Origin of the sequence: Dendrosporobacter quercicolus, from assembly GCF_900104455.1 — a bacterium.
Classification (GTDB): domain Bacteria; phylum Bacillota; class Negativicutes; order DSM-1736; family Dendrosporobacteraceae; genus Dendrosporobacter; species Dendrosporobacter quercicolus.
Map to the genome: position 1 here is coordinate 78,197 of NZ_FNHB01000011.1, position 20,083 is coordinate 98,279.

At 45.5% G+C, this 20,083-nt stretch carries 18 protein-coding genes; 9 read left to right on the top strand and 9 right to left on the bottom strand.

Annotated elements, in window-relative coordinates; genetic code table 11:
• Positions 1 to 78: 78 nt before the first annotated feature.
• Positions 79 to 3,741 (bottom strand): dynamin family protein, encoded by a 3,663-nt coding sequence (locus tag BLR06_RS16315; protein ID WP_092074655.1) that lies wholly within the window; start codon positions 3,739 to 3,741, stop codon positions 79 to 81.
• A gap of 218 nt (positions 3,742 to 3,959) precedes the next feature.
• Positions 3,960 to 5,162 carry an acyltransferase gene (locus tag BLR06_RS16325; RefSeq protein WP_092074657.1) on the bottom strand — a complete coding sequence of 401 codons (1,203 nt, stop codon included), beginning with the start codon at positions 5,160 to 5,162 and terminating at the stop codon, positions 3,960 to 3,962.
• 234 nt (positions 5,163 to 5,396) lie between these two features.
• Here BLR06_RS16325 and BLR06_RS16330 point away from each other — a divergent pair, with 234 nt between their 5' ends.
• A complete protein-coding gene (locus BLR06_RS16330; protein ID WP_092074658.1) occupies positions 5,397 to 6,068 on the top strand; it encodes a response regulator transcription factor in 672 nt (223 codons plus the stop codon).
• A complete protein-coding gene (locus BLR06_RS16335; RefSeq protein ID WP_173812690.1) occupies positions 6,065 to 7,564 on the top strand; it encodes a sensor histidine kinase in 1,500 nt (499 codons plus the stop codon). Before BLR06_RS16330 ends, BLR06_RS16335 begins: the two co-directional genes overlap by 4 nt.
• Before the next feature lie 711 nt (positions 7,565 to 8,275).
• Here the strand turns inward: BLR06_RS16335 and BLR06_RS16340 are convergent.
• A complete protein-coding gene (locus BLR06_RS16340) occupies positions 8,276 to 8,800 on the bottom strand; it encodes a hypothetical protein (protein WP_092074660.1) in 525 nt (174 codons plus the stop codon).
• Between the two features lie 242 nt (positions 8,801 to 9,042).
• Complete coding sequence (locus BLR06_RS20110) at positions 9,043 to 10,233, bottom strand: hypothetical protein (RefSeq protein ID WP_245698197.1); 1,191 nt, start codon at positions 10,231 to 10,233, stop codon at positions 9,043 to 9,045.
• Positions 10,234 to 11,217: 984 nt separating this feature from the next.
• Between BLR06_RS20110 and BLR06_RS16355 the strand changes: the two genes are divergently transcribed.
• Positions 11,218 to 11,781: an acyloxyacyl hydrolase gene (locus BLR06_RS16355; protein WP_092074661.1), complete on the top strand. Its 564-nt coding sequence runs from the start codon at positions 11,218 to 11,220 to the stop codon at positions 11,779 to 11,781.
• A gap of 62 nt (positions 11,782 to 11,843) precedes the next feature.
• On the opposite strand, the gene BLR06_RS16360 is transcribed toward BLR06_RS16355, so the two are convergent.
• Positions 11,844 to 12,485, bottom strand: a complete 642-nt coding sequence (locus BLR06_RS16360) for a hypothetical protein (protein WP_092074662.1) — start codon at positions 12,483 to 12,485, stop codon at positions 11,844 to 11,846.
• A 387-nt stretch (positions 12,486 to 12,872) separates the two neighbouring features.
• On the opposite strand from BLR06_RS16360, the gene BLR06_RS19815 reads away from it, so the two are divergent.
• The gene (locus tag BLR06_RS19815; RefSeq protein WP_217636922.1) at positions 12,873 to 13,103 is read left to right on the top strand and encodes a PAS domain-containing protein; all 231 of its coding nucleotides are present in this window, start codon (positions 12,873 to 12,875) and stop codon (positions 13,101 to 13,103) included.
• 114 nt (positions 13,104 to 13,217) lie between these two features.
• Positions 13,218 to 13,325 (top strand): helix-turn-helix domain-containing protein, encoded by a 108-nt coding sequence (locus tag BLR06_RS19825; protein ID WP_217636925.1) that lies wholly within the window; start codon positions 13,218 to 13,220, stop codon positions 13,323 to 13,325.
• A 32-nt stretch (positions 13,326 to 13,357) separates the two neighbouring features.
• On the opposite strand, the gene BLR06_RS16370 is transcribed toward BLR06_RS19825, so the two are convergent.
• From BLR06_RS16370 to BLR06_RS16380, 3 genes are all read right to left on the bottom strand, one after another.
• Positions 13,358 to 14,011 (bottom strand): helix-turn-helix transcriptional regulator, encoded by a 654-nt coding sequence (locus tag BLR06_RS16370; protein WP_217636923.1) that lies wholly within the window; start codon positions 14,009 to 14,011, stop codon positions 13,358 to 13,360.
• Between the two features lie 79 nt (positions 14,012 to 14,090).
• On the bottom strand, positions 14,091 to 15,398 hold the full coding sequence (locus BLR06_RS16375; RefSeq protein WP_092074701.1) for an amidohydrolase family protein: 1,308 nt from the start codon (positions 15,396 to 15,398) through the stop codon (positions 14,091 to 14,093).
• Between the two features lie 235 nt (positions 15,399 to 15,633).
• A complete protein-coding gene (locus BLR06_RS16380; RefSeq protein ID WP_092074663.1) occupies positions 15,634 to 16,017 on the bottom strand; it encodes a RidA family protein in 384 nt (127 codons plus the stop codon).
• A gap of 522 nt (positions 16,018 to 16,539) precedes the next feature.
• On the opposite strand from BLR06_RS16380, the gene BLR06_RS16385 reads away from it, so the two are divergent.
• From BLR06_RS16385 to BLR06_RS16390, 3 genes are all read left to right on the top strand, one after another.
• Positions 16,540 to 17,175, top strand: a complete 636-nt coding sequence (locus BLR06_RS16385) for a nucleotidyltransferase family protein (protein WP_092074664.1) — start codon at positions 16,540 to 16,542, stop codon at positions 17,173 to 17,175.
• Between the two features lie 33 nt (positions 17,176 to 17,208).
• A complete protein-coding gene (locus tag BLR06_RS19605; RefSeq protein WP_173812692.1) occupies positions 17,209 to 17,376 on the top strand; it encodes a hypothetical protein in 168 nt (55 codons plus the stop codon).
• Between the two features lie 202 nt (positions 17,377 to 17,578).
• Positions 17,579 to 18,760, top strand: coding sequence for a pyridoxal phosphate-dependent aminotransferase (locus BLR06_RS16390; protein WP_092074665.1), 1,182 nt, complete (start codon positions 17,579 to 17,581; stop codon positions 18,758 to 18,760).
• A gap of 241 nt (positions 18,761 to 19,001) precedes the next feature.
• Here the strand turns inward: BLR06_RS16390 and BLR06_RS16395 are convergent, their stop codons facing one another.
• The gene (locus BLR06_RS16395; protein ID WP_092074666.1) at positions 19,002 to 19,592 is read right to left on the bottom strand and encodes a nitroreductase family protein; all 591 of its coding nucleotides are present in this window, start codon (positions 19,590 to 19,592) and stop codon (positions 19,002 to 19,004) included.
• Positions 19,593 to 19,714: 122 nt separating this feature from the next.
• Here BLR06_RS16395 and BLR06_RS16400 point away from each other — a divergent pair, with 122 nt between their 5' ends.
• Positions 19,715 to 20,047 (top strand): winged helix-turn-helix transcriptional regulator, encoded by a 333-nt coding sequence (locus BLR06_RS16400; RefSeq protein WP_092074667.1) that lies wholly within the window; start codon positions 19,715 to 19,717, stop codon positions 20,045 to 20,047.
• Positions 20,048 to 20,083 lie beyond the last annotated feature (36 nt).

Genomic DNA, 20,083 nt, shown 5'->3' on the forward strand with positions numbered 1-20,083 from the left:
AAATGGAATATACAAGAGGGCTGGAAGCTATCATGGCGCCCCACTGAGCAGCCTTTGTCGAAATACTCATTTGGCGACTTATCCTTTATTTAAGTTGGCTAAGCTTTGCTGGACCTCCATTAACTGACTTGCCGGAACTCCGCCATCTAAGGCTGAGAGCAGGCTTAAATAAAAGTCATTCGTTTGTTCCGCCATTTGCAGGATTAACTGCTCAAACTCAGCCTCCATAACCTGTCCATACAGAGCCTCTATTCGTTTTTGCTCATTCTGTAAATACGTATCTGCTGCGGTGTTAAGCACACGATAAAGCTCATCACTCATTAATTTACTGTCATTTTTTTCAAAAAATGATTTGGGATTCTTAAAATAAGCCATTGCTTTCGAAAACAGCTCGTACTGCATATCTTTAAAAGCTGCATCAAAATCAATTTGCGCTTTCTCCTTACCTTCGAACAGGGAAAAAGATAAATCCTGATTAAACCCATGAAGGGTTTCGACAAGTCCAAGCTGATACTCCGCTGTTATTTTTTCCGCAAAACGATCCAGCCTCACCGTCGTTGCCCTCATTTCCTGGGCAAAGTCAAAGCCAATGTGTTCGATTAATTCGTTAAGGGCATCCTGCAAAGCTTTTTTCAGGTTGCGGCCATCATTGCGCAATACGCTGGGATTGAATGCTTCTTTAAAAAAATCATTAAAACGCAAAAACACCCGCTGTTTTACATAATAAATTAATACTTCTGTTTGCTGATTCAGGCGTTTTTTTAAATCCTGTGCTGTCTGCTGTGTCAGAATTGCGTTTATCCCAGCCTTTTCCGCTTCAATATTTGTCCGTTTTCGCTCCTTAACCGCAGCATCTTCCCTGGTACTGTCAATGAGCTTTGCCACCAAACGGGAAACACGGCTCAGTTCATTTTCGGATGCCGCCACCGCCAGATTCGCCAAGTCATTTGTAATAAAATGATAAAAAGCCTCCTCAAAAGCCGGCATTCCCGAACCTGACACTCCGGTCTGTTCTTGCTTTTCTTTCAGGGCCTGTAAACTTGACAATGGATATAAATGCGGATTTCCGACTCCGTATTTAATCAGCTGGTCATGAACATATTCAATAACGGTTTCCTTTTCTTCCTCGTTATCGGCCAAATCAATGGCATTGATCATAAAAAACATTTTATCTAACTGAAACGAATCCTTTACGCGCCCCAGTTGAATTAAAAACTCCCGATCCGCTTTTGAAAACGCATGATTATAGTAGGTTACAAACAGAATAGCATCCGAGTTTTTGATATAGTCAAACGCGACTCCGGTGTGACGGGCATTAATTGAATCCGCCCCCGGGGTATCGACGAGAGTAACTCCTTTGCGGGTTAACGGACTATCATAATAAAGATCAAGCCCTTCGACAAAGCAGGACTTTTCTTCTGTTGCAACATAATCACTGAATTCAGTGATCGTTTTTTTCAATACTGTACCTAGCTGTCCGCTGAAAGCAGCATACCCGCGGCTGAACGCCTGCAAAAAAGCATAATTTGTCTTCTCAGCTGCCCCCAGGTAACCCAAATGCCCCTTGAGCTTTTCTACCTTTGCCCTTGCACCGGCTAAACTCTCGGCCTGAAAATCAAATAGCTTCAAGGCCTGATTTACATCTTCCAGCATCCCGCGTTCCTCTTTAAGCTTAATGAGAACAGTCCCATGCGGAAAAGCCCTATCGACCGGCTTGATTCTGCATATTGCCGCAGTCATTGGATTTGGTGAAACAGGTAAAACCCGCTCTCCGATCAGCGCATTGGCAAAAGAAGATTTGCCGGCGCTAAATGCTCCGAATAACGCAACCGTAAAGCCTTTATGCTCCAATCTTGCCGCTTTTCCCTCCATTTCCCCGGCAAGCTTCGTAAAGCCCGGCAAACCCTTGACAAGCCGCGCCGTCTTCTTCAGCTTTTCAGCTGTCTGTTTTATCCGGTCTGATGGTGCGGCGGGTACTGGAGCGTTTTCTTTAAGGGGTGGCTTGTTCATCGGGAGACTCGATTTTTTCTGCACCTGCTCAACCTGTCCCGCTTTCCCGTAAACGACCTCAAAATCCTCTTCCTGCAAAGCAAACAACTGCAAGCGGTCCTCCCGCATCACATTGGTCTCGCTAAGCAACGTTTCGAGCTTGGTTTTTCCAAGGCTCCTGACCGCTTCAGATTGTTGCACCTGCGCCAGAGCGGTAATGTACCGTTCCAGGCTTGCCGATTGCTGGCTGAACCTCGCTTGGCCGGCTGCCTGTTTATCAGCTAAAGCATTGAGTATTTCGATCTTAAGCTCAGCCAGACCGCTTTGCGCAATGCGCTTGATTTGATTTGCCACATCATCGGTATAATTTAAAACAGTGTCGCCTGATAAACGCGCGCCCGTTTTTACTGCGGCGGCTAATAATTCGCTTGAGAAATGAACACGAAAGCCCTGGATTTTGGCAAGCAGTTCTTTGTTTTCAAGTCGCTTTGCTTTTAAAAATCTTAACAGAAAATCACGCAGATGCCATTCCACCAGGGATTTTGTTTTTTCAAGTATATCCTGGTAAAAGAGATTTAATCTGTCCTGTCTCTCAGCCAAGGTTTTTTGTCTGGTAAACAGCCATCCAACCTTAAAACCGGGCTGACAAGCTTCAAGATAGACTTCCGCCAGCGCCCTGGTTTGAAAGGGCATTAGATAGGCATTTGTCATGATTTTATTGACCCCGGAATCAAAGTCGCTTTCCGCCTGTTCGCTCCCGGCGCTTAGAGCGTTTTTCTCTTCACTCAGTCTGTTGTAGTTATCCGCTAAAGCTGCCTGCTCCTTAGCGGATAATTCATTTAAGATCGCCTTGCAGGGCTGAAGCTCCAGTTCATTCTTCTTTTCAGTTACAGCCAAATGGTCTTTGATGATTTTTTGCAGGGAATGAAAAATGGATTGAAGGAGTAAGCTGTCTTTCTTCTTCAACCGCTCCGCCAAAAAAGCCTGCAATGCAGGAAATTGATTATATTCATGGTCATCTTTCTTTAAAGAAGTGTAAAAAATATCAGCCGGTTGTACACCCCATGAAGAGAATGCTTCAAGCACACTTGCTTGAAATTCCGAAAAAGCGAGTTCCTGACTGGAATGCTTGTCAATCTGGTTAATCACAAGATAAACCTCTTTGCCGGCCTCGGTTAGCTCTTTGGTAAACATAAAATTCAATTCTGACTGAACATGATTATAATCCATGACATAAAAAATCAAATCAGCAAGGTGAATGGCCGATTCCGTAGCAATGCGATGCGCGTCATCTGCAGAATCAATACCGGGGGTATCCATAATTACGGTTTGAGTTGGCAGCCGGGAATCTGAATGGCTAATTTCAATTGACTGTATTTGATCTCCATCCTTGCAATAGTTCTTTACCATTTGATAATCATACGGAGCGAGATATAAACGAGGTTTTTCATTTTTAAAAAATACCTTTGCATAGGCTTCGCCCGCTTTGACTTTAACAAGATTGGCACTGGTTGGGATCGGGCTTGACGGCAGCAGATTTTCTCCCGCCAAGCGATTAATTATCGTTGATTTTCCTGCAGAAAAATGTCCGCAAAATGCAATGGCAAATTCCTTATTGACTAATTTACCCGCTAATTGCTTGACTTTGCCGGCATTTTCCTGATCATTGTGTTCTATTAAGTATTCATAAGCAGCTAAAAGCTTTGCTTTTAATGCTTGTATGGTCACTGGACGATTCGCAGTTTGGTTCATAAACAAAATCCCCTTATAACAGTAATACGTTTTATTGTATACGATACAACGATTATGGGCAACGTTATGTTTCTGTATCTTACGCAGTATCCTATAGTTAATGAAAAAAGAAAAACCAGGAACCCCGCGAAATCCGCAGGGTTCCTGGTTGTAATTGTCCCGCTTGCTGCACCTTTAGGACTGTCCATCAAACGGGGGGACGGGGCAATCATTGTTGCTCATTGAGCCTGTATACGAGGAACTCTTTCCGCCGCCCCTGTATACTCTTGACGAAACAGATTCGCCGCCGGTAGAGGGCCGAAAAGTATCCAGGCCCCATTTGTCAATTGAAACGCCAGTCCAACGATAATCCACGAGCTAAAAAGTGTCCACAAAAACCCTCCCGTTACAAATAAATGGTAAACAAACGGTGAATCTCCCATCGGGATGCTAAAATAAAAAGCCAACAACCCGGCATGCAGAAGATATACGCCGAAAGAAACTGTACCAAGATGCAAGAGAGTATTAACCCACACGCGGCTTAGCCGGTCAAGCAAAAAGCAGGAGACCTGAAATAGAATCAGAGCGGTTATATAGGCATGGAGATGCCACAGCGCCTCATACACCAGCGCATGCAGGATAATGCCATCGGCCCTTAACTGATACCAGATATAGACATTGGCGATTGCCGCTGAGCCCCAACCCAAATACAAAATCAGCCAAACCCAGATTTGATATGATCGAATGCGTTCCCGGGTAAATAAAATCCACTTTTTAACAGATTCATAATGAATTCCCAAGAAAGCGCCAAGGAAATAATAAGAGATGTATGAAAAACAAAGAGATCCTTTGTCAGCATATTGCCATTCCCAATGATTAACCAGCACAAACGCCCATTGCAGGACAATGCCTGTCCAAATCAAATGTCTGGTAAGATAACGATATCGCTGTAACAACCATAGCAGGGCAGGAAACAGTAAATAAAATTGAATGCTAATAAAAACAAAATAGAGATGGTAAAATGCTTTACCTATAAGCAACATGTAAAAAAACTCCGTAAACGAAGCGTGACTAACAAATCCTTCCCAGCTTTTCCCATACAAGTAGCATTGCACACCATAATAGCCCAGCGAAAAAATCAGGTAAGGAAGCAAAATATACCGAAAACGTCGTTTATAAAATTCCAAAATCAATTTTCCGGTAAAAGGACGATTAAAGTAGCTGTAAAACAATACAAAGGCGCTAAGAAAAATAAACGTAGGCGTTCCGAATTTGTTAAAAATATTAATAAAATTGTAAATGGCAAATGTTTTTGATTCTGGAGTTACCATCCCAACAGGTACTGACGAGACATGAACCAGTATGACTCCAATAATGGTTAAGGCCCTGACGATATAGATCGCATCGATTTTTTCTCTGTGCGGCGTTTGAATTGACTTCATCCTATCCCTCTCAAACTGGTGAATTCATCTTTTCTAAGACACCCGCTTCTCTGGCATATCAGAGCAAAGTCTATTGAGAAAGGTAATTAGCGGGTAATGAATAGATGACTTCATTGTAAACAAACTAGTTTACAACTCTGTGACAAATTTGTTACAATTTTGTCACAATTTAAGAGTAAAATACTAAAAGGGATATTGTATCCGTTTCATTACAATTAATCTGAGAGGTGTGCTATGGTTAAAGAAACCATCTTGATCGTAGATGATGAATTCCGCCTGCGCAAGTTAGTGGGAGACTTTTTACGCAAAGCCGGTTATGATGTACTAGAGGCCGAAAACGGACAAAAAGCGTTAACGTTACTCTCCGATAATATCGCGCTGGTGATATTAGACATCATGATGCCGGGAAGAGACGGTTGGAGCGTATGCCGGGAAATCCGCGCAAAATACAACATACCGGTCATCATTCTGACCGCCCGCAGCCAAGAGGCGGATGAATTGTTTGGGTTTGAAATCGGCGCCGACGAATATATTACCAAACCATTCAGTCCGCAAATTTTAGTGGCCAGAGTAAAAGCGCTGCTGCGCCGGACCGAAATCATAGCGGATATGCCGTTTCAATTTGGCGGCCTGACAATTAATACCGCCGCTCACGAAGTCTATTTGGACGAGCAGCCTTTGAATCTGACCCCGAAAGAATATGACTTGCTGCTGTTTTTAGCGATGAATCGCGGTAAGGCCTTAAGCCGCGAACAGATCCTCGAACGGGTTTGGGACTATAACTATTTCGGCGATTTGCGGACCGTAGACACGCATGTCAACAGACTAAGAATAAAACTCGGGACCCTGAGCAAATGGATTCAAACCGTCAGGGGACTGGGCTACATATTCGAGGAAATAAAATGAGGGTTCCGATTAAAACCAAACTGTATCTTGGTATGATTGGCCTGGTCCTGTTGTATGTCGGCCTGGTATGGCTGTTAAATACGCAATATCTTGAAAAATACTATATGAGCAAAAAACAGGACCTGTTAATCCACAGCAGTCAGATTATTGATGACCTGTATAAGGATGACCTGGGTAAAATCGCGTCCACCCTGGCACAGTTGGAAAGCGACATGAGTGTTTCTATCCGGATTACCGGTGCAGACGGTATAACCAAATACAGTTCCATTTACCGCCTTATCAATGGGAAGCCCTTTTTCCCGGAAGCCACTGCATCGCCGGATCAAGCTTCTAGAGCAAATGTATCCTCCAATTATCTAAAAGTAGACCAATCCATCAATGACCAATTCATTCTGGAAATTCAGAAAGACCCTATTTTAAATAGAGACTACCTCGTTTTGGAGCGCAAGCTGCAAAATGACGATGTTCTGATGCTGCGGATTCGTTTATCGAGCATAACGGAAAGCGTTGCTATCGCCAATCAGTTTATGGGATTTACCGCCATACCAGTCATTTTATTGGGCTGCATCTGGACGGTGATCTTTGCCAGGCGGTTCACCCACCCGATCATTCAGTTGAAAGAGATTGCCCACAGTATGGCCAATCTCGACTTCAGAAAAAAGTGCCAGCCCCAAAGCAATGATGAAATAGCCGATCTTGCTGACAGCATTAATTATCTTTCCGATCAACTGGACTTAGCCATCAAGGAGCTTCATTTGCAAAATCAGCGCCTTACGGAAGACATTCAAAAAAAGCGGCAGATGGAGCACCTGCGCAAAGAGTTTGTCTCCAATGTTTCCCATGAGCTTAAAACCCCCATTTCCTTGATTTCAGGCTATGCCGAAGGGCTCAAGGCCAATGTGATGGAAGATGAGACCAACAAAAATTTCTACTGTGAAGTCATTATGGATGAAGCCCGGAAAATGGATCAAACGGTCAAAGATCTTTTGAATCTGGCGCAGCTCGACTCAGAGTATTTCCGGCTGAATAAAACAGTATTTGACATCGCTGCTTTATTGCAACAAGTACTCTATAAATACACCGCCATATTTGCCGAAAAAAGCATACAATTATCAGTTGCCGCCAGCAATGGACTCCTGGTATATGCAGACCGGGGTAAAATTGAACAGGTCATCGTAAACTTTATTAACAATGCGCTTTCCCATGTCAATCAGGATAAGATTATTTCCCTCGATTTAACGCCCTGCGGGGATAAAATCCGCCTGTCAGTAATGAATTCAGGCAGCCATATCGCCGATGATAGTCTGGATAAAATATGGATCAGTTTTTACCGCGCAGACCAGGCCCGGCCGCGGGAAGACGGCAGAGTAGGTTTAGGCCTGGCCATTGTAAAGGCAATCCAGGAACGTCATCATAACAGCTTTGGTGCAGAGAATCTGGAGCAAGGCGTAAGATTTTGGATTGAGCTTGATCGGGCAAAATTTCATACGCCCTAAGTACAATCTTCTTTATCTAGAATGACTAAGCGCAAAACTATTTACATTACAGACCCCAATTCGGCAATGATCTTGCGGTACAAATTCCAAATCCCCTGCTAAATAAATAAATTTTAGCAGGGGATTTGGAATTATAACGGAAAGCTGATTTTTTAGATAAATTCGTTCCGCCCCGCATAGCGGGTGGTTTATTGTGGAGCGCAAAACTCACGCGCTCCACTGGCTAAAGCCATAAATAAAAATAGATAGGAGTTAACCTACCTATTTTCGCACCATCCCTATAGCATTCGATACACGACAATCTCAAACAACCTATTCCAAACTCAATGAAATTCGATTCACCCGAACAGACTCCAAATGGATCACTACTAGCTGAAAAAACTTGTTTCAAACAGTCCTTACCAATACTTTTGGTGAGAGGATAAATTAATGGTAAACAAAAAACACTATCCTAAAATCCAGAATTTTAAACCACTTGACCACTTCAGAAAACTTTAACTCTGAAATACTTGGATTAATCTCTAGCTCACTATAGGGATGGTGCTTAATAAGATAATAACATAGGCCGAGTGAAATTGCAAGTTCACTCGGCTAAATTTATCATTTTCTTTGTAAATTCATCACGCGCCATGATCCATAGTAATGAACATTGGCATCACTCATTTAAAAACTTTTGCAAGTTCAAAAAAGAGCCTAGAAAAACCTAGCATTTCAAGCCTTTATCAGCTGTTCCATTTGATTTTTTTGTCGTTTCCAAGGTTTTAGTACAGAGATGATTACTAAAAAAATATTTACACCAAATTGAAGACTTCCCCAAATCATATTCATTTTTTCATCATATAAATATTGTCGGTTCATCAATGCCAACGCATACTCGTTAGCGGAAATCTGCGTCATTTCGTTAAGCCATGGCCCTAGAAAAAAAGTTCCAAACAAGATTAGCAATATAGTAGAAATCCATTTTACACCAACCCACCGGAACTTAAAAAATCCCCATGGGGTCACCAGCGAGTAAACTAGCCCTGTTAACAAACAACCAACAGCTCCACCTACTACGACAATATCGTCGATTGCTTTGACAGATGCTAATATTCCGTATTGATGTTCAGGTAAAGCCAAATTATATTTTATATGTTGAATTAGAATAAGTGACATTTGTCCACCAAGCCAGGCACCCACAAATAATAGATGAAATATTTTTAACCAGGCTGTTTCCTTGACAGTTAGCTTTCTCATTGTTTTATATCCCCCTTGTCTCCGTTGTTATGATAGTCATTTAGCAAAAAAAAACGACCAACCTCCTGGCCGCATAAAAACATTTTCTCACAGTTTGCAAATCTAATGTATTTAATATTACTTTAAAGAATATGGCGCCGCTACCACTGCACTCTCATTTCAGTGAAAAAAGGTTGCATCTGAAAGATTTGGACGGCGGAATCGGGCGGGTTTATCTTAATATAGCCTCCCAGTTCCACAGTTTATTTCTTTACACCAATTCCAATTGCTAAATGTCTTTCGAATACATCCTCAACTACTTTTACTTCATCAGGCTTACAATCAACGACAACAAACACCTCGGTAACTTTTCCTTTGATTATATTTCTGCTGTTGCGTATATAGAGAAAATACTTAAATAACAATCCAACTGCCATTCCAAGGAACAGTCCAATTAATCCCCCAATAATAGGCCCCCACTTCCACATGAAGCCCCAAAGCACGCCGAACACCATCAAAATTGTTCCCAGGATAGTAGGAATATCAAACATGCTTTCACCATCAGACCGATGAATATTATCTAATAGTTGCCGTTCTTTTTTCATTGTACTTAGCGGTATCGCACATATCCTATTCTGGGCAATACCTTTTTGCTCCAAATCTGTTACCGCTAATTCTAAATGCAATGAATGTTCAAATGACGCGACCACATGCATCTTATTACCTCCGCGCAATGGCATTTGAAAGGCTGGATCTTGGTATTCTTTCTCCAGCATTTTCGCTTGTTCCTGCTCAAATAAGCGATTATACTCTACCGTGTTTACGTACACGTCATACAAAGCAAAGCCAAATATAGAAGGCAGGTATATCAGCCATTGGGGATCTAAGACTGCCTTCGCCTCGTCAAACAACCCCAGCGCTGTAAACTGAATGGATTGCAATATATTGGAAAAATAACAGCCGGCGATCCACCAGATTAACAAAAAAAAGGCGGTAGGCGTTCGATGAGTGTAAAGATGTCCCAGTCCGGGTGTTAAGAATGTCCACGCCACGCTGACCCAAGGTATGCGTCTGTCAAGAGTATTAATTTCATAGTAAGAAATACTCTCAGGGGCAATTTTGGACTCGCTCCGCTGCGCCAGTATAGTGAGTTTATTTAAATCAACCGTCAGTTGGTAGCCATTCCAGATGCAATAGATAAATACCGGGGCGTATAACAGGAGCCATCTGTTGTTTACGATCTCCTTCGCCATCTCGAATCGTCCGGTAAAGGAATATAGGATAGCCAAATTTAGGTTCGCATTAAGATTCACCGTTATCTCCCAAGTAAAAAGAAGAAACCCCGTTAAATAGCTTCCCAGACTGAGATGGGCAAACCCGGGGAAGGCCGCCGACCACCACGCGATTACATAGGGATTGCGTAAGTGGAGGAAGTTGCTGGAAATGGAATTCATAACCCCTAATGGTCTTCGCTGTTCTCTTGAGGATGAAATTTTCATATCCCCTTCCCAAAAGTTATTTGTACAGTTTGCCTTTATTGCGGTGAAATTAAACTTTTAAACGGGACAAACAGAGGATTTTCTCCTTATTGCTTCTCTATCGTGCGCATACGCTGCTTCAACTATGATTTAATTTTTATTATTGTTTTAATGGTTTCATAACGGCTGAAGTTGAGTGTTGTGTACGGCATACCCAAGTGTACGCGTTGAGTGTTATAAATACTATTGAGTATAGAGCGAATCCCCTAACTGAAGGAGCCTGCAACTACTGTAAGTTTTCCCTATAAATACGTAAAAAATTCATCTATCCATGATGGTTAAAAGACTCGCATCGGCTAATTGCTTTCTATCATTGGGGCTGCGATTATTTCAGCCTCAATAACTGAGGCACTTCCTAAGCCTTCGTCATCGGCCACTTCACCCTGGCCACAGGAACAATTCATGCGCCCCAATCCGGTACCATTTTCTTTCGTTGTAAAAAATGGACTGCCCAATTGCTGCAGTACCTGACTGGAACCCCTTCCCTGGTCCTTTTTCCGACGTAAGGCAGCGCTGTGATATAGATAAAGCCCCTGCCAAAGGCTAAATCAAAACGTCCCGGCCGCCATCATAGCAACTGCGAGGCGGAGGAGCCGAGCAGATCGCCGATAAGCTGACGACACCGCGACAGTGCGGGCAAAGAACTGTAAGATAAGGCGAAGTTGTCAAAAACCATTTTTTTAATATATAATGTTCTGGTAACAAAAAACAAGGATACCCGGATTGTCTCATTACGCCAGGTTGTTTCAGGCAAAGCAGGGTTGCTGCTCCGCTAGGAAGGTGAAATAGAAAACTGACCATGACAAGAATAAGATGCAAATTATTTTTATATAATCTTTGAAGAAGGTTAATCAAATACAATAGCAAGAATAGGTTGCCTAAAAAAAGGAGCATGGTATTGTGCGTAGATTTATTTACTTAATCATTTTCATCAATTTTTTGCTTATCTGCCTGCCGGGAAAGTCATATTGCCATGCGGCCTCCTCTCAGATTAAGCTGGAGTGGGACCACTTGAGGCCAACAATGAGAAGTGACCGCAATCTTGACACAATGTCCCTGCACCTATTTGAGAAATTTATTGAAACCCCAAATAGGTCTATGTATAGAGGTATTACAATCACGCGGCCGAGGGGAGATATCACTTGGAAGAATCAGAATAAAAACAGCTCCGCAGTCGGCATTGGGCCAGCTTATATGCTTCGTTTTGGAAAACACTACTCTGCCAAGCTGTCGGCAGCATTCGATATTAGCGGCGGTCTTATCATATATAACAAGAGATTTCCAGCCGGAGGAGAATATTATAATTTCATGTGGCGGATCGGGCCGAAATTCATTTATAAAATCAACGAGATCTCTTCCTTAAGTATCGGGTACACGCGGATGCATGTTTCCAATGGTTTAAGAACGAACAATCCTTCTTATGAGGCCCACGGAGTTTCACTGGGTTTTATAACAAAATTTTAAAATGCTGATTGGGCCTGAGCTGCCCTGTTGTCATTCCTGAAATCTGAACGGGACATACATCACTACAGCCGGTGCTGCAAAGACGGCGCGGCGATATAGGCAAAGCCCCCGCCAAACCTGGTAGTTTCCAGCCAAAGGCCTAAATCAAAGCGAATTTCCCGGCCGCCGTCATAACAGGTGGCCAGATAACGCTGCCGGCTTTCCTCATAAACCAAAGCTACAAGCACGGTCCAGTGCCAGCTTTCCATAGCGTCGACCTGACCTTTGTGCAAATTCAAAAATGCAACCGGGCAATCGGCTGCCATACCGGCTTCTATGAATTTTACCACTTGGGCCAGTGGCGCCCGTTTGTACCTGACTGCAGCAACACTCATTCGCCTGCAATGCCAGTCCAATCCATAATGCCCGAGCAGCGCCTCCACGCCCGTGCAGAATTTCTTCGTGCTGTTAAGTCCCAGCAGCCAGCCGGGAGTAACAAAACGCCATACGTCCTCCAGGACTTTCGTTATCGATACAATACTACCGCTCTTATAAGGCAGAGCCGCCGCTGTGCGTTGATTAAGATACAAAAGCAGCATCGAAGCGGCTGTCGGGCCGCAGCCTCTGGTCCTTTGAAAAGAAGTCCGATACCACTCTTGATTGTAGCCGTACAAGGTTATATCATCTGTTTCAAGCTGCAGCCATTCAGGATGTTTGATTTCCACGGCCATACCCCCTTTCCCCGGCTTAGCAGAGTGCAAAACGCTAAATTTTCCGGCTTTTATTCTGCAATTCAGAACTGTTCCTACCATAAGTATATACGTATCGGCCACTTTTAGCATTTGCCAAATACAGTTTGTTCATCAATGAAAATCCCCATACAAAAACAGCGATCAATGGATCGCTGTTTTTGTATGGCAATAGCTCCGGCCTGACAGCTGCTTTAACTCAGAAACATATAGCCCGTGCGCGAAGCAGTCCCTTACAGCCAAAACGTATTCTATTGCCCCCAAAACCAGACTTGCCTGTTGCCTGGATCATAGCTACGCTTATAGCTTATCACGGACATTTTAAAAATCAATACATGAAAAAAAGTTCAAAAACATTGACCCATGTTCAAACCGTCAACACTCAATCTATTGGCCCAGCTGGCCCGGGGCATAGCCCGGCAGTTTGGCAACAATTGCGAGATTGTGGTGCACGATTTAAGCAGGCGCTCCATAGACAATTCCATTGTGATCATCGAGAATGGTCATGTTACGTCCCGGAAAGCAGGCGACGGCCCCTCTCATGAAGTGTTGGAAGCACTGAAAGAAAATCCCCCAGACTGGATGACCATTTAAATTACCTGACCCGTACGCAGGATGGCAGAATTTTAAAATCCAGCACAATCTATATCCGGACGGCGCCGGAGAAGTTGCGGGTATTTTCTCTATTAACTACGATATCACCAGCTCCTGAATGATTCCGGCGCTTTTCTGGTCACCAAATCCGGGGATAAAGTAGCCAAATACTTCGGCATCTTCAAATATACGCTATACAGCTACATCGGCGCCGAGCGCTAAGCTGAACAAGGTTCGCCCGCCGCAAACCCGGCCTACTCATTTTTTTTATTTTCAATAGCATTCAGGTACCGGTACATCGATGGTATCGAAACCCTGAGCCACCGCGCGGCATGCCCGACAGCCCCTTTCACCATAAACAGGCCCTGCTCATTGAGCTGTTCCACAATTTCAATTTTTTCCTTCTGATTCATTTTTTCGGCGGCAGTCTCAATAGCAGGGCAAATGCGCTTGATGCTGTTTTCCACCAGTTCCTGCACATTCATGGTGAAATTTTCCAAAACGGCGGTGGTCTGGTTGGGTATGTTCAGCCGGACAATGAGCCGGGCCAGAGTATCCCGCGCGGCCAGCAGTTCCTGATGGTCGCTGTTAATGCACAGCATTCCCACAGGCTCACCCGCTGCGTCTTTAATAAATAAAGTAGCGGATTTGAGCAGATGGCCGTTTTGGGCCACTGACGGATAGTTGACCACATAAGGTATGTTCCGGAAAGCCGCATCTTTCAGCACTTTCAAAGAAAAATCGGTAATTGGCGATCCCACGCTTCGGCCGCTGATGTGTCCATTGCGAATGTAAACCACCGACTGATTCAGGGTAGTAAGGTCGTGCAGGACTACCTCTGTATTTTCGCCCATACTTTCGGCAATAAAGTCGACCAGCGGCAAATACATCGTTAAACTTGCATGCAAAGCATTGCCTCTTTTCTTGTTGTTATTCGGACAGCGTCAGCTTAAGCCTGTGTGGAGCGCGGTTATTTACCCCGCCGCTTCAGCCGTTGTCAGCGCTAAACTTAGGCTGCTCAATTTTTTTGCCGGCCACATACCGGGCGGCAATGCTGGCGTCATCCCCCAGATAAATGAATCTATTCAGCCGTTCTTCCACGGAATATTGCCGGATCCCCGGACGCCCCGGCGGGCTGTCGTCAATAATGAGCGCATCGAACTCATAACCGGGTTCAAAGCTTCCCACCTTGCCAAAAAAGCTTCCGCCGCCCTTGGTCGCCAGATAAAAAGCCTCCGGTATGGTAAAGAAAGGTTCCCGCTTAGCCGTTTCCAGCCACTTCAGCTTCGAAACCTGCACCGCCATGGCGGCAACCCTGGCAATGAATATTTCATGTCCGCCGGCAATATCGGAAGCCAGCCCCACCGGCACTTGCCGGTTAATCAAATTCCGGACGGGAGCTATCCCGCTGGCTAAATTGTTATTGGAATAAGGGCAATGAGCAACATAAACATTGTTTTGAGCCATCAGCCCAATTTCGGAAGCATCGTTATACACACAATGAGCCATAATCGTCGGCTGCTGGCCGAATAAACCGAATGAATCATAGACCCCGGCATAATTCCGGCATTCGGGATGCAACGCTTTCACCAGCGCAACTTCATCCGTATTCTCGGCCAAATGGGACTGAACCGGCGTATTGTACTTGCGGGCCAGCGCGGCAAGGCCGGTCATCAGACCGGGTGTGCAGGACGGCGCGAACCTGGGCGTGATGATTGGCTTTACCAATTCATATCTGCCCTGGGTCTGTTGAATAAACTCCTCGGTATCGGCCAGCGACTGTTCCGTTGTCTCCCGTAAAGAAGCCGGGGCGTTTCTATCCATATTGACTTTGCCGACATAGCCGCCAAGCCCTGCCGCAGCCAGCAGCTCCATTAACCTGGTCGTGGCCTCCTTATGAATGGTGCCAAACAATACCGACCGGGTTGTTCCCCATTTCCACAGCTCTGTCACAAACTGTTGATAAACCTGTTCAGCATAAGCCGGATCGCTGAATTTTGCTTCCTCCGGAAACGTATATTTTTCCAGCCAGGGCAGCAGTTCATCGTCAAGCCCCAGACCCCGGTTGACAAACTGCGGCGCATGAGCGTGCAGATCAACAAAGCCGGGAATAATCAGGGCCTCACCATAATCAGTCACAGTTATACCGTGATATTTTGCCGGCAGTTCACCGGTAAAAGCGCCTTTTACTGTTCTCCCTTCAATGACGATAAAACTGTTTGCCAGAATTTCCAGCTGGCCGAAAACCGGTGTGAAAGCAATATTGCCTTTGAGGATCTTGATTTGATTACGCATCAACAAATAACCGTCCCTTTGCCTAGTTTACAAACACCAGTCAATGCCCCGCCATTATTTCATGACCAGATTGATTTACCGCCTTTCGCCAGCCAGCTTTGAGCAGCATAAATAAAACTATTCAAAAAATCCCGATAATAATTATAATTAATTCTCCGGCAATGCCGGGTAGTTACGGTGTTAATTTCAGCTAGACAGCGAAGCCCCGGAGAATTTAATAATAAATTTTTATCGGTTAGGGCAATTTAACCGCGACAGCTTCAATTTCCACTAAACCGCCCTTGGGCAGTGCGGCAACCTGCACGCAGGAACGCGCCGGAACGCCTTCGGCAAAAAAGCGCGCGTAAATCCCGTTAACCGCCGGGAAATCCCCCATATCAGCTAAAAATACCGTTGTCTTCACCACATTCACAAAATCCAGGCCGGCCTCCGCCAACACGGCATGCAAATTTTCCAACGCCTGCTCCGCCTGCCGTTCTACGCCTTCAGGCAGCTCGCCGGTAACCGGATCAAGACCGAGCTGCCCCGAGGTATACAGGATATCGCCCGCCAGCACCGCATGACAATAGGGTCCCACAGCCGCCGGCGCGTTTTTCGCCTCAACTCTTCTTAAACTCATCTTCTTTGTCCTCCTCTGTTGTGATAATACTGCAGTTTAATTATAGCACGTCTCCCTCTCCTGGTAATATTTTTTTATTATATATGTGATGTTTTTTAAAAAATTCCTTTTTCCCCCTACAGCTGCCCGCCAGCTTGCGCTGCCCTTTCCCCGGCGTTTGTTTCTTAACGAAAGTTTTCCCGGCGCTTAGCATAAATATGACTGATGGCCGGCGATATTAGCGGTGGCAGGGCAAATTGCCGCTTAAGCCTTACCGCAGCGCCCGGTCAGCTGCCGGCTGCCAATGACTTAAAAATTCCCGGCCCAAAAATGATCTTCTGAATTGACAAATATTATTTAGACTGCTATTCTGATGATAGAATTTTCTCATAATTACCCGGACAATTTGTTGCCTGCGAATCAAGGTCAGGCCGGGAGAGAAACAGATGGTGCATGTTCTTGTTAACAAAAAATAGCACGATTGCTGCAGGCCTGTAGGGCATAAACGCAGCCGCCCGTTTTTCATTAGAAAGGAAGTGTCCTGTGGAACAAAAAACACCCTATGCCGGGCTTGTCGTTGCAGCCGGATTGTCAAAACGGATGGGCGAATTCAAACCGTTGCTTCCCATAAACGGTAAAACAATGATCGAGTCCACAGTGGACAGCATGCTGCAGGCCGATGTCCCAACGGTGGTGGTGGTAGCCGGATACCGGGGCGAGGAAATTGAAGCAGTATTTGCCCGGAAAGGCGATCCTCGCATACAAGTCGTCCACAACCCTAATTACCGGCACGGAGATATGATGGAGTCAGTCCGGACAGGAATTGGCCGCCTTGCTGGCGCGGCGGCGGCCTTTATCCTGCCGGGAGATATCCCGCTGGTCGGTAAAAATACCTTTAAACTGCTGCAAGCTGAAATGGAAACAGGCCGCTACAAGGTAGCAGTTCCCACGCTGAACGGCAGGCCTAAGCATCCGCCGCTCGTTCATCAAAGCTGCTTCGACGCGCTCCTCTCCTTCCGGCAGGACGGCGGCTTGCAGGTAGCGCTGCAGCTCTTTCAGGAACAAACGGTTTTTGTGCCGGTGGATGATTTAGGCTGTTCCCTGGACGCCGACACGCCTGCTCAGTATCGCGACCTGCTGTTATTTTCCGCCGGAAAAAAGCAGCCCGGCGGCCACTGACCGCCGGCAAACGATTGAATAGGAGGCAGGCCAATGGAGCCATCAGCAAAACAGCTTGACAACTTCTACTATCAAAAGGTCGGCGCCAGCAATGCCCTGGCCATTGCCAGGATATCCCTCGCCGGTCTGCTCGAGCTGGCGGGCGGATCAAGCTTGCTCGACTGCTTGCGGCTCGATCAGCGATGTTATCTTTGGCCGTGAGGTATCGACGCCCTGCTGACCGGCAGAATACCGGCCGAAGCAACGGCTGTCAAAGAGGAGTATTTGGCAACTTTTAAGTTGATTAAGCCTGCCGTATGCTGTAAACTGATGATATGCCATGCTTTACCCAAAGGATAAACGTCCTCTTTCGTTATATTGCATTTGTTCCAGCTAAATTGAGTTCTTTAACAGGAGGAAAGTCATGCTTTCACAAAATATTTCGGACAAAATAGTAAAATCCTCGTGGATTCGCGCCATGTTTGAGGAGGGAGAACGGCTCCGTAAGCTTCACGGCGCAGACAAAGTATATGACTTTAGCCTGGGAAATCCGGATTACGAGCCTCCCACCGAAGTAAAAACCGCTCTGAGAAAATATGCGACCAGTAATGAAACCGGAATGCATCGCTACATGAGCAATGCCGGTTATCCCGGCGTACGGGAAAACATCGCCCGGCAAGTCAGCACAGAAAGCGGCGTTGGGCTCAAGCAACAGCATATCATCATGACATCCGGCGCCGCCGGCGGCTTGAACGTTGTATTAAAAGCCATTTTAAATCCCGGCGATGAAGTGATTGTTTTAGCGCCGTACTTTGTTGAATATTTATTTTATATTGAAAATCATGGCGGCAAACCCGTCATTGTTCCAACCGATGCCCAAACCTTTGAACCTTCGCTGGAGGCCTTGCAAGCCCGCATATCCCCGAAGTGCAAAGCGATTATACTTAATTCACCCAATAACCCAACCGGCGTCGTTTACAGCGAGGAAGCCTTAACGCAACTGGCATCCTTGTTAGCGGCCAAGGAAAGAGAATTTAACACTGAAATACTGGTTATCTCCGATGAGCCTTACAGTAAAATCGTCTATGACGACGCTCAGGTTCCGCCAATATTAAGCCTGTTCGTCCATTCCGTCATCGTAAATTCCTATAGTAAGTCACTGGCGATTCCCGGCGAACGGATTGGCTATATTGCCGTAAACCCGTTGATCAAGGATGTGGATTTATTTGTCAACGGCCTGATTTTTGCCCATCGCACCCTTGGCTTTGTCAATGCTCCGGCGATGTTCCAAAAAATCATCGGCGATTCCCTGGACGCTGCAGTCGATACTCAGGAATATCAGAGAAGACGGGATTTTCTGTATAACAGCCTGATTGAATCAGGCTATTCGTGCATAAAGCCCCGGGGCGCATTTTATCTCTTCCCCCAATCGCTCATTCCCGATGATGTGGAGTTTACCAAACGGGCGCTGAACTACAACCTCCTGCTCGTACCCGGCACCGGATTTGGCTGCCCCGGCTATTTCAGAGTCGCCTATTGTATTGATTTTCAAACAATTAAAAATTCCATCCCCGCATTCCAGCAGCTGGCAAAAGAATTCAAATAAAACAGCAGCAAGGAACAGCCGCTATTTCTCGTCAACAGAGAAACAGCGGCTGTTTCCTTGGTCACCGGAGCAAGCTAATTTTTAATCTCATCGTCTTGAAGAATTTCCGGGAATTTCTCCTGTAACACGCCTTGCAGTTTTTCGCCGGTAGGATGGCGTAGATCCCCCCCTGAATGGCGCTTGTGCGTCAAATATGTAAATAACGGGTGGACGTCTTTGCCGCGAACAATCTTTTTTTCACTTACTCAAGCCAGCTGACCTTGCGCGTCAAATCCGGGTCCAGGCGCGGCCGGGCCTCGGGAACGGCCAAAGGGTATCCCACAGGGCTAATTGCAACTATTTCCCGGTTGTCAGGAATAGACAATATTTCGCGCAAATAACTTTCGCCGGCTAAAGGGCCGGTCATCCAGCAACCGCCTAACCCCAAGGCCGTTGCAGCCAAAAGCATGTTTTCCATTGCCGCACTGGCGCTTTCTAAAAAAGCTTTTTGATACCGGGGCTCTTTATGGGCCTCAATTAACACAACGACTACAACCGGTGCGCCGCCATAAACGTTGGCAAATTGAATAAACTCCTGCCGTGCCATAAACCCTTTTTTATCTGGCGCTATATCCCAGTCCTTCGTATAATCCTCAGCAATCTTCCCATAGTTACTGCCCAGCATATTTTTCTTAGCCCCGGACACAACCAGAAATTCCCACGGCTGTAAGTTTAAGGCCGACGGAGCCCAGTTGGCGGCATCCAGTATTTTGAGCATCTCCGCTCTGGGAACAGGATCAGACTTAAACCTGCGGATTGATCTCCGGTTGCGAATTACCTCAAAAAAATCCATAACCACACCTCTCTGCTATTTTTTACCTTTGCCAAAATAGTACCCCTATATATCATTTATTGCAAGTACGCACATTTTTAATATATACTATTAAAAATAGTACTATTGAAAGGATACAAACGATGGCAAAATCAGTCTGTCATGAAGGAACCTGCCCTTTGGTGGTTGCTCAAAACATCATCGCCGGCAAATGGAAGCTGCCAATTTTATGGAAACTAAGCCAGGGAACCAAAAGATTTCATGAGCTGCAAAAGCAATTGACCGAAATTTCACAGGGAATACTGACCCGGCAATTGCGGGAACTGGAGCGGGACGGTTTGGTTCATCGCGAAGTATATAAAGAAGTTCCGCCCAAAGTTGAGTATTCCTTAACCGAAACAGGACAAAGCTTCATTCCGGTATTACAGGCTATCAGCATCTGGGGCCGGGACTACCTAAGTCGCCGCCTAGCCTGAAGCCCTCCCTGCGAGGGGTATCTCCACCGCCTGCAA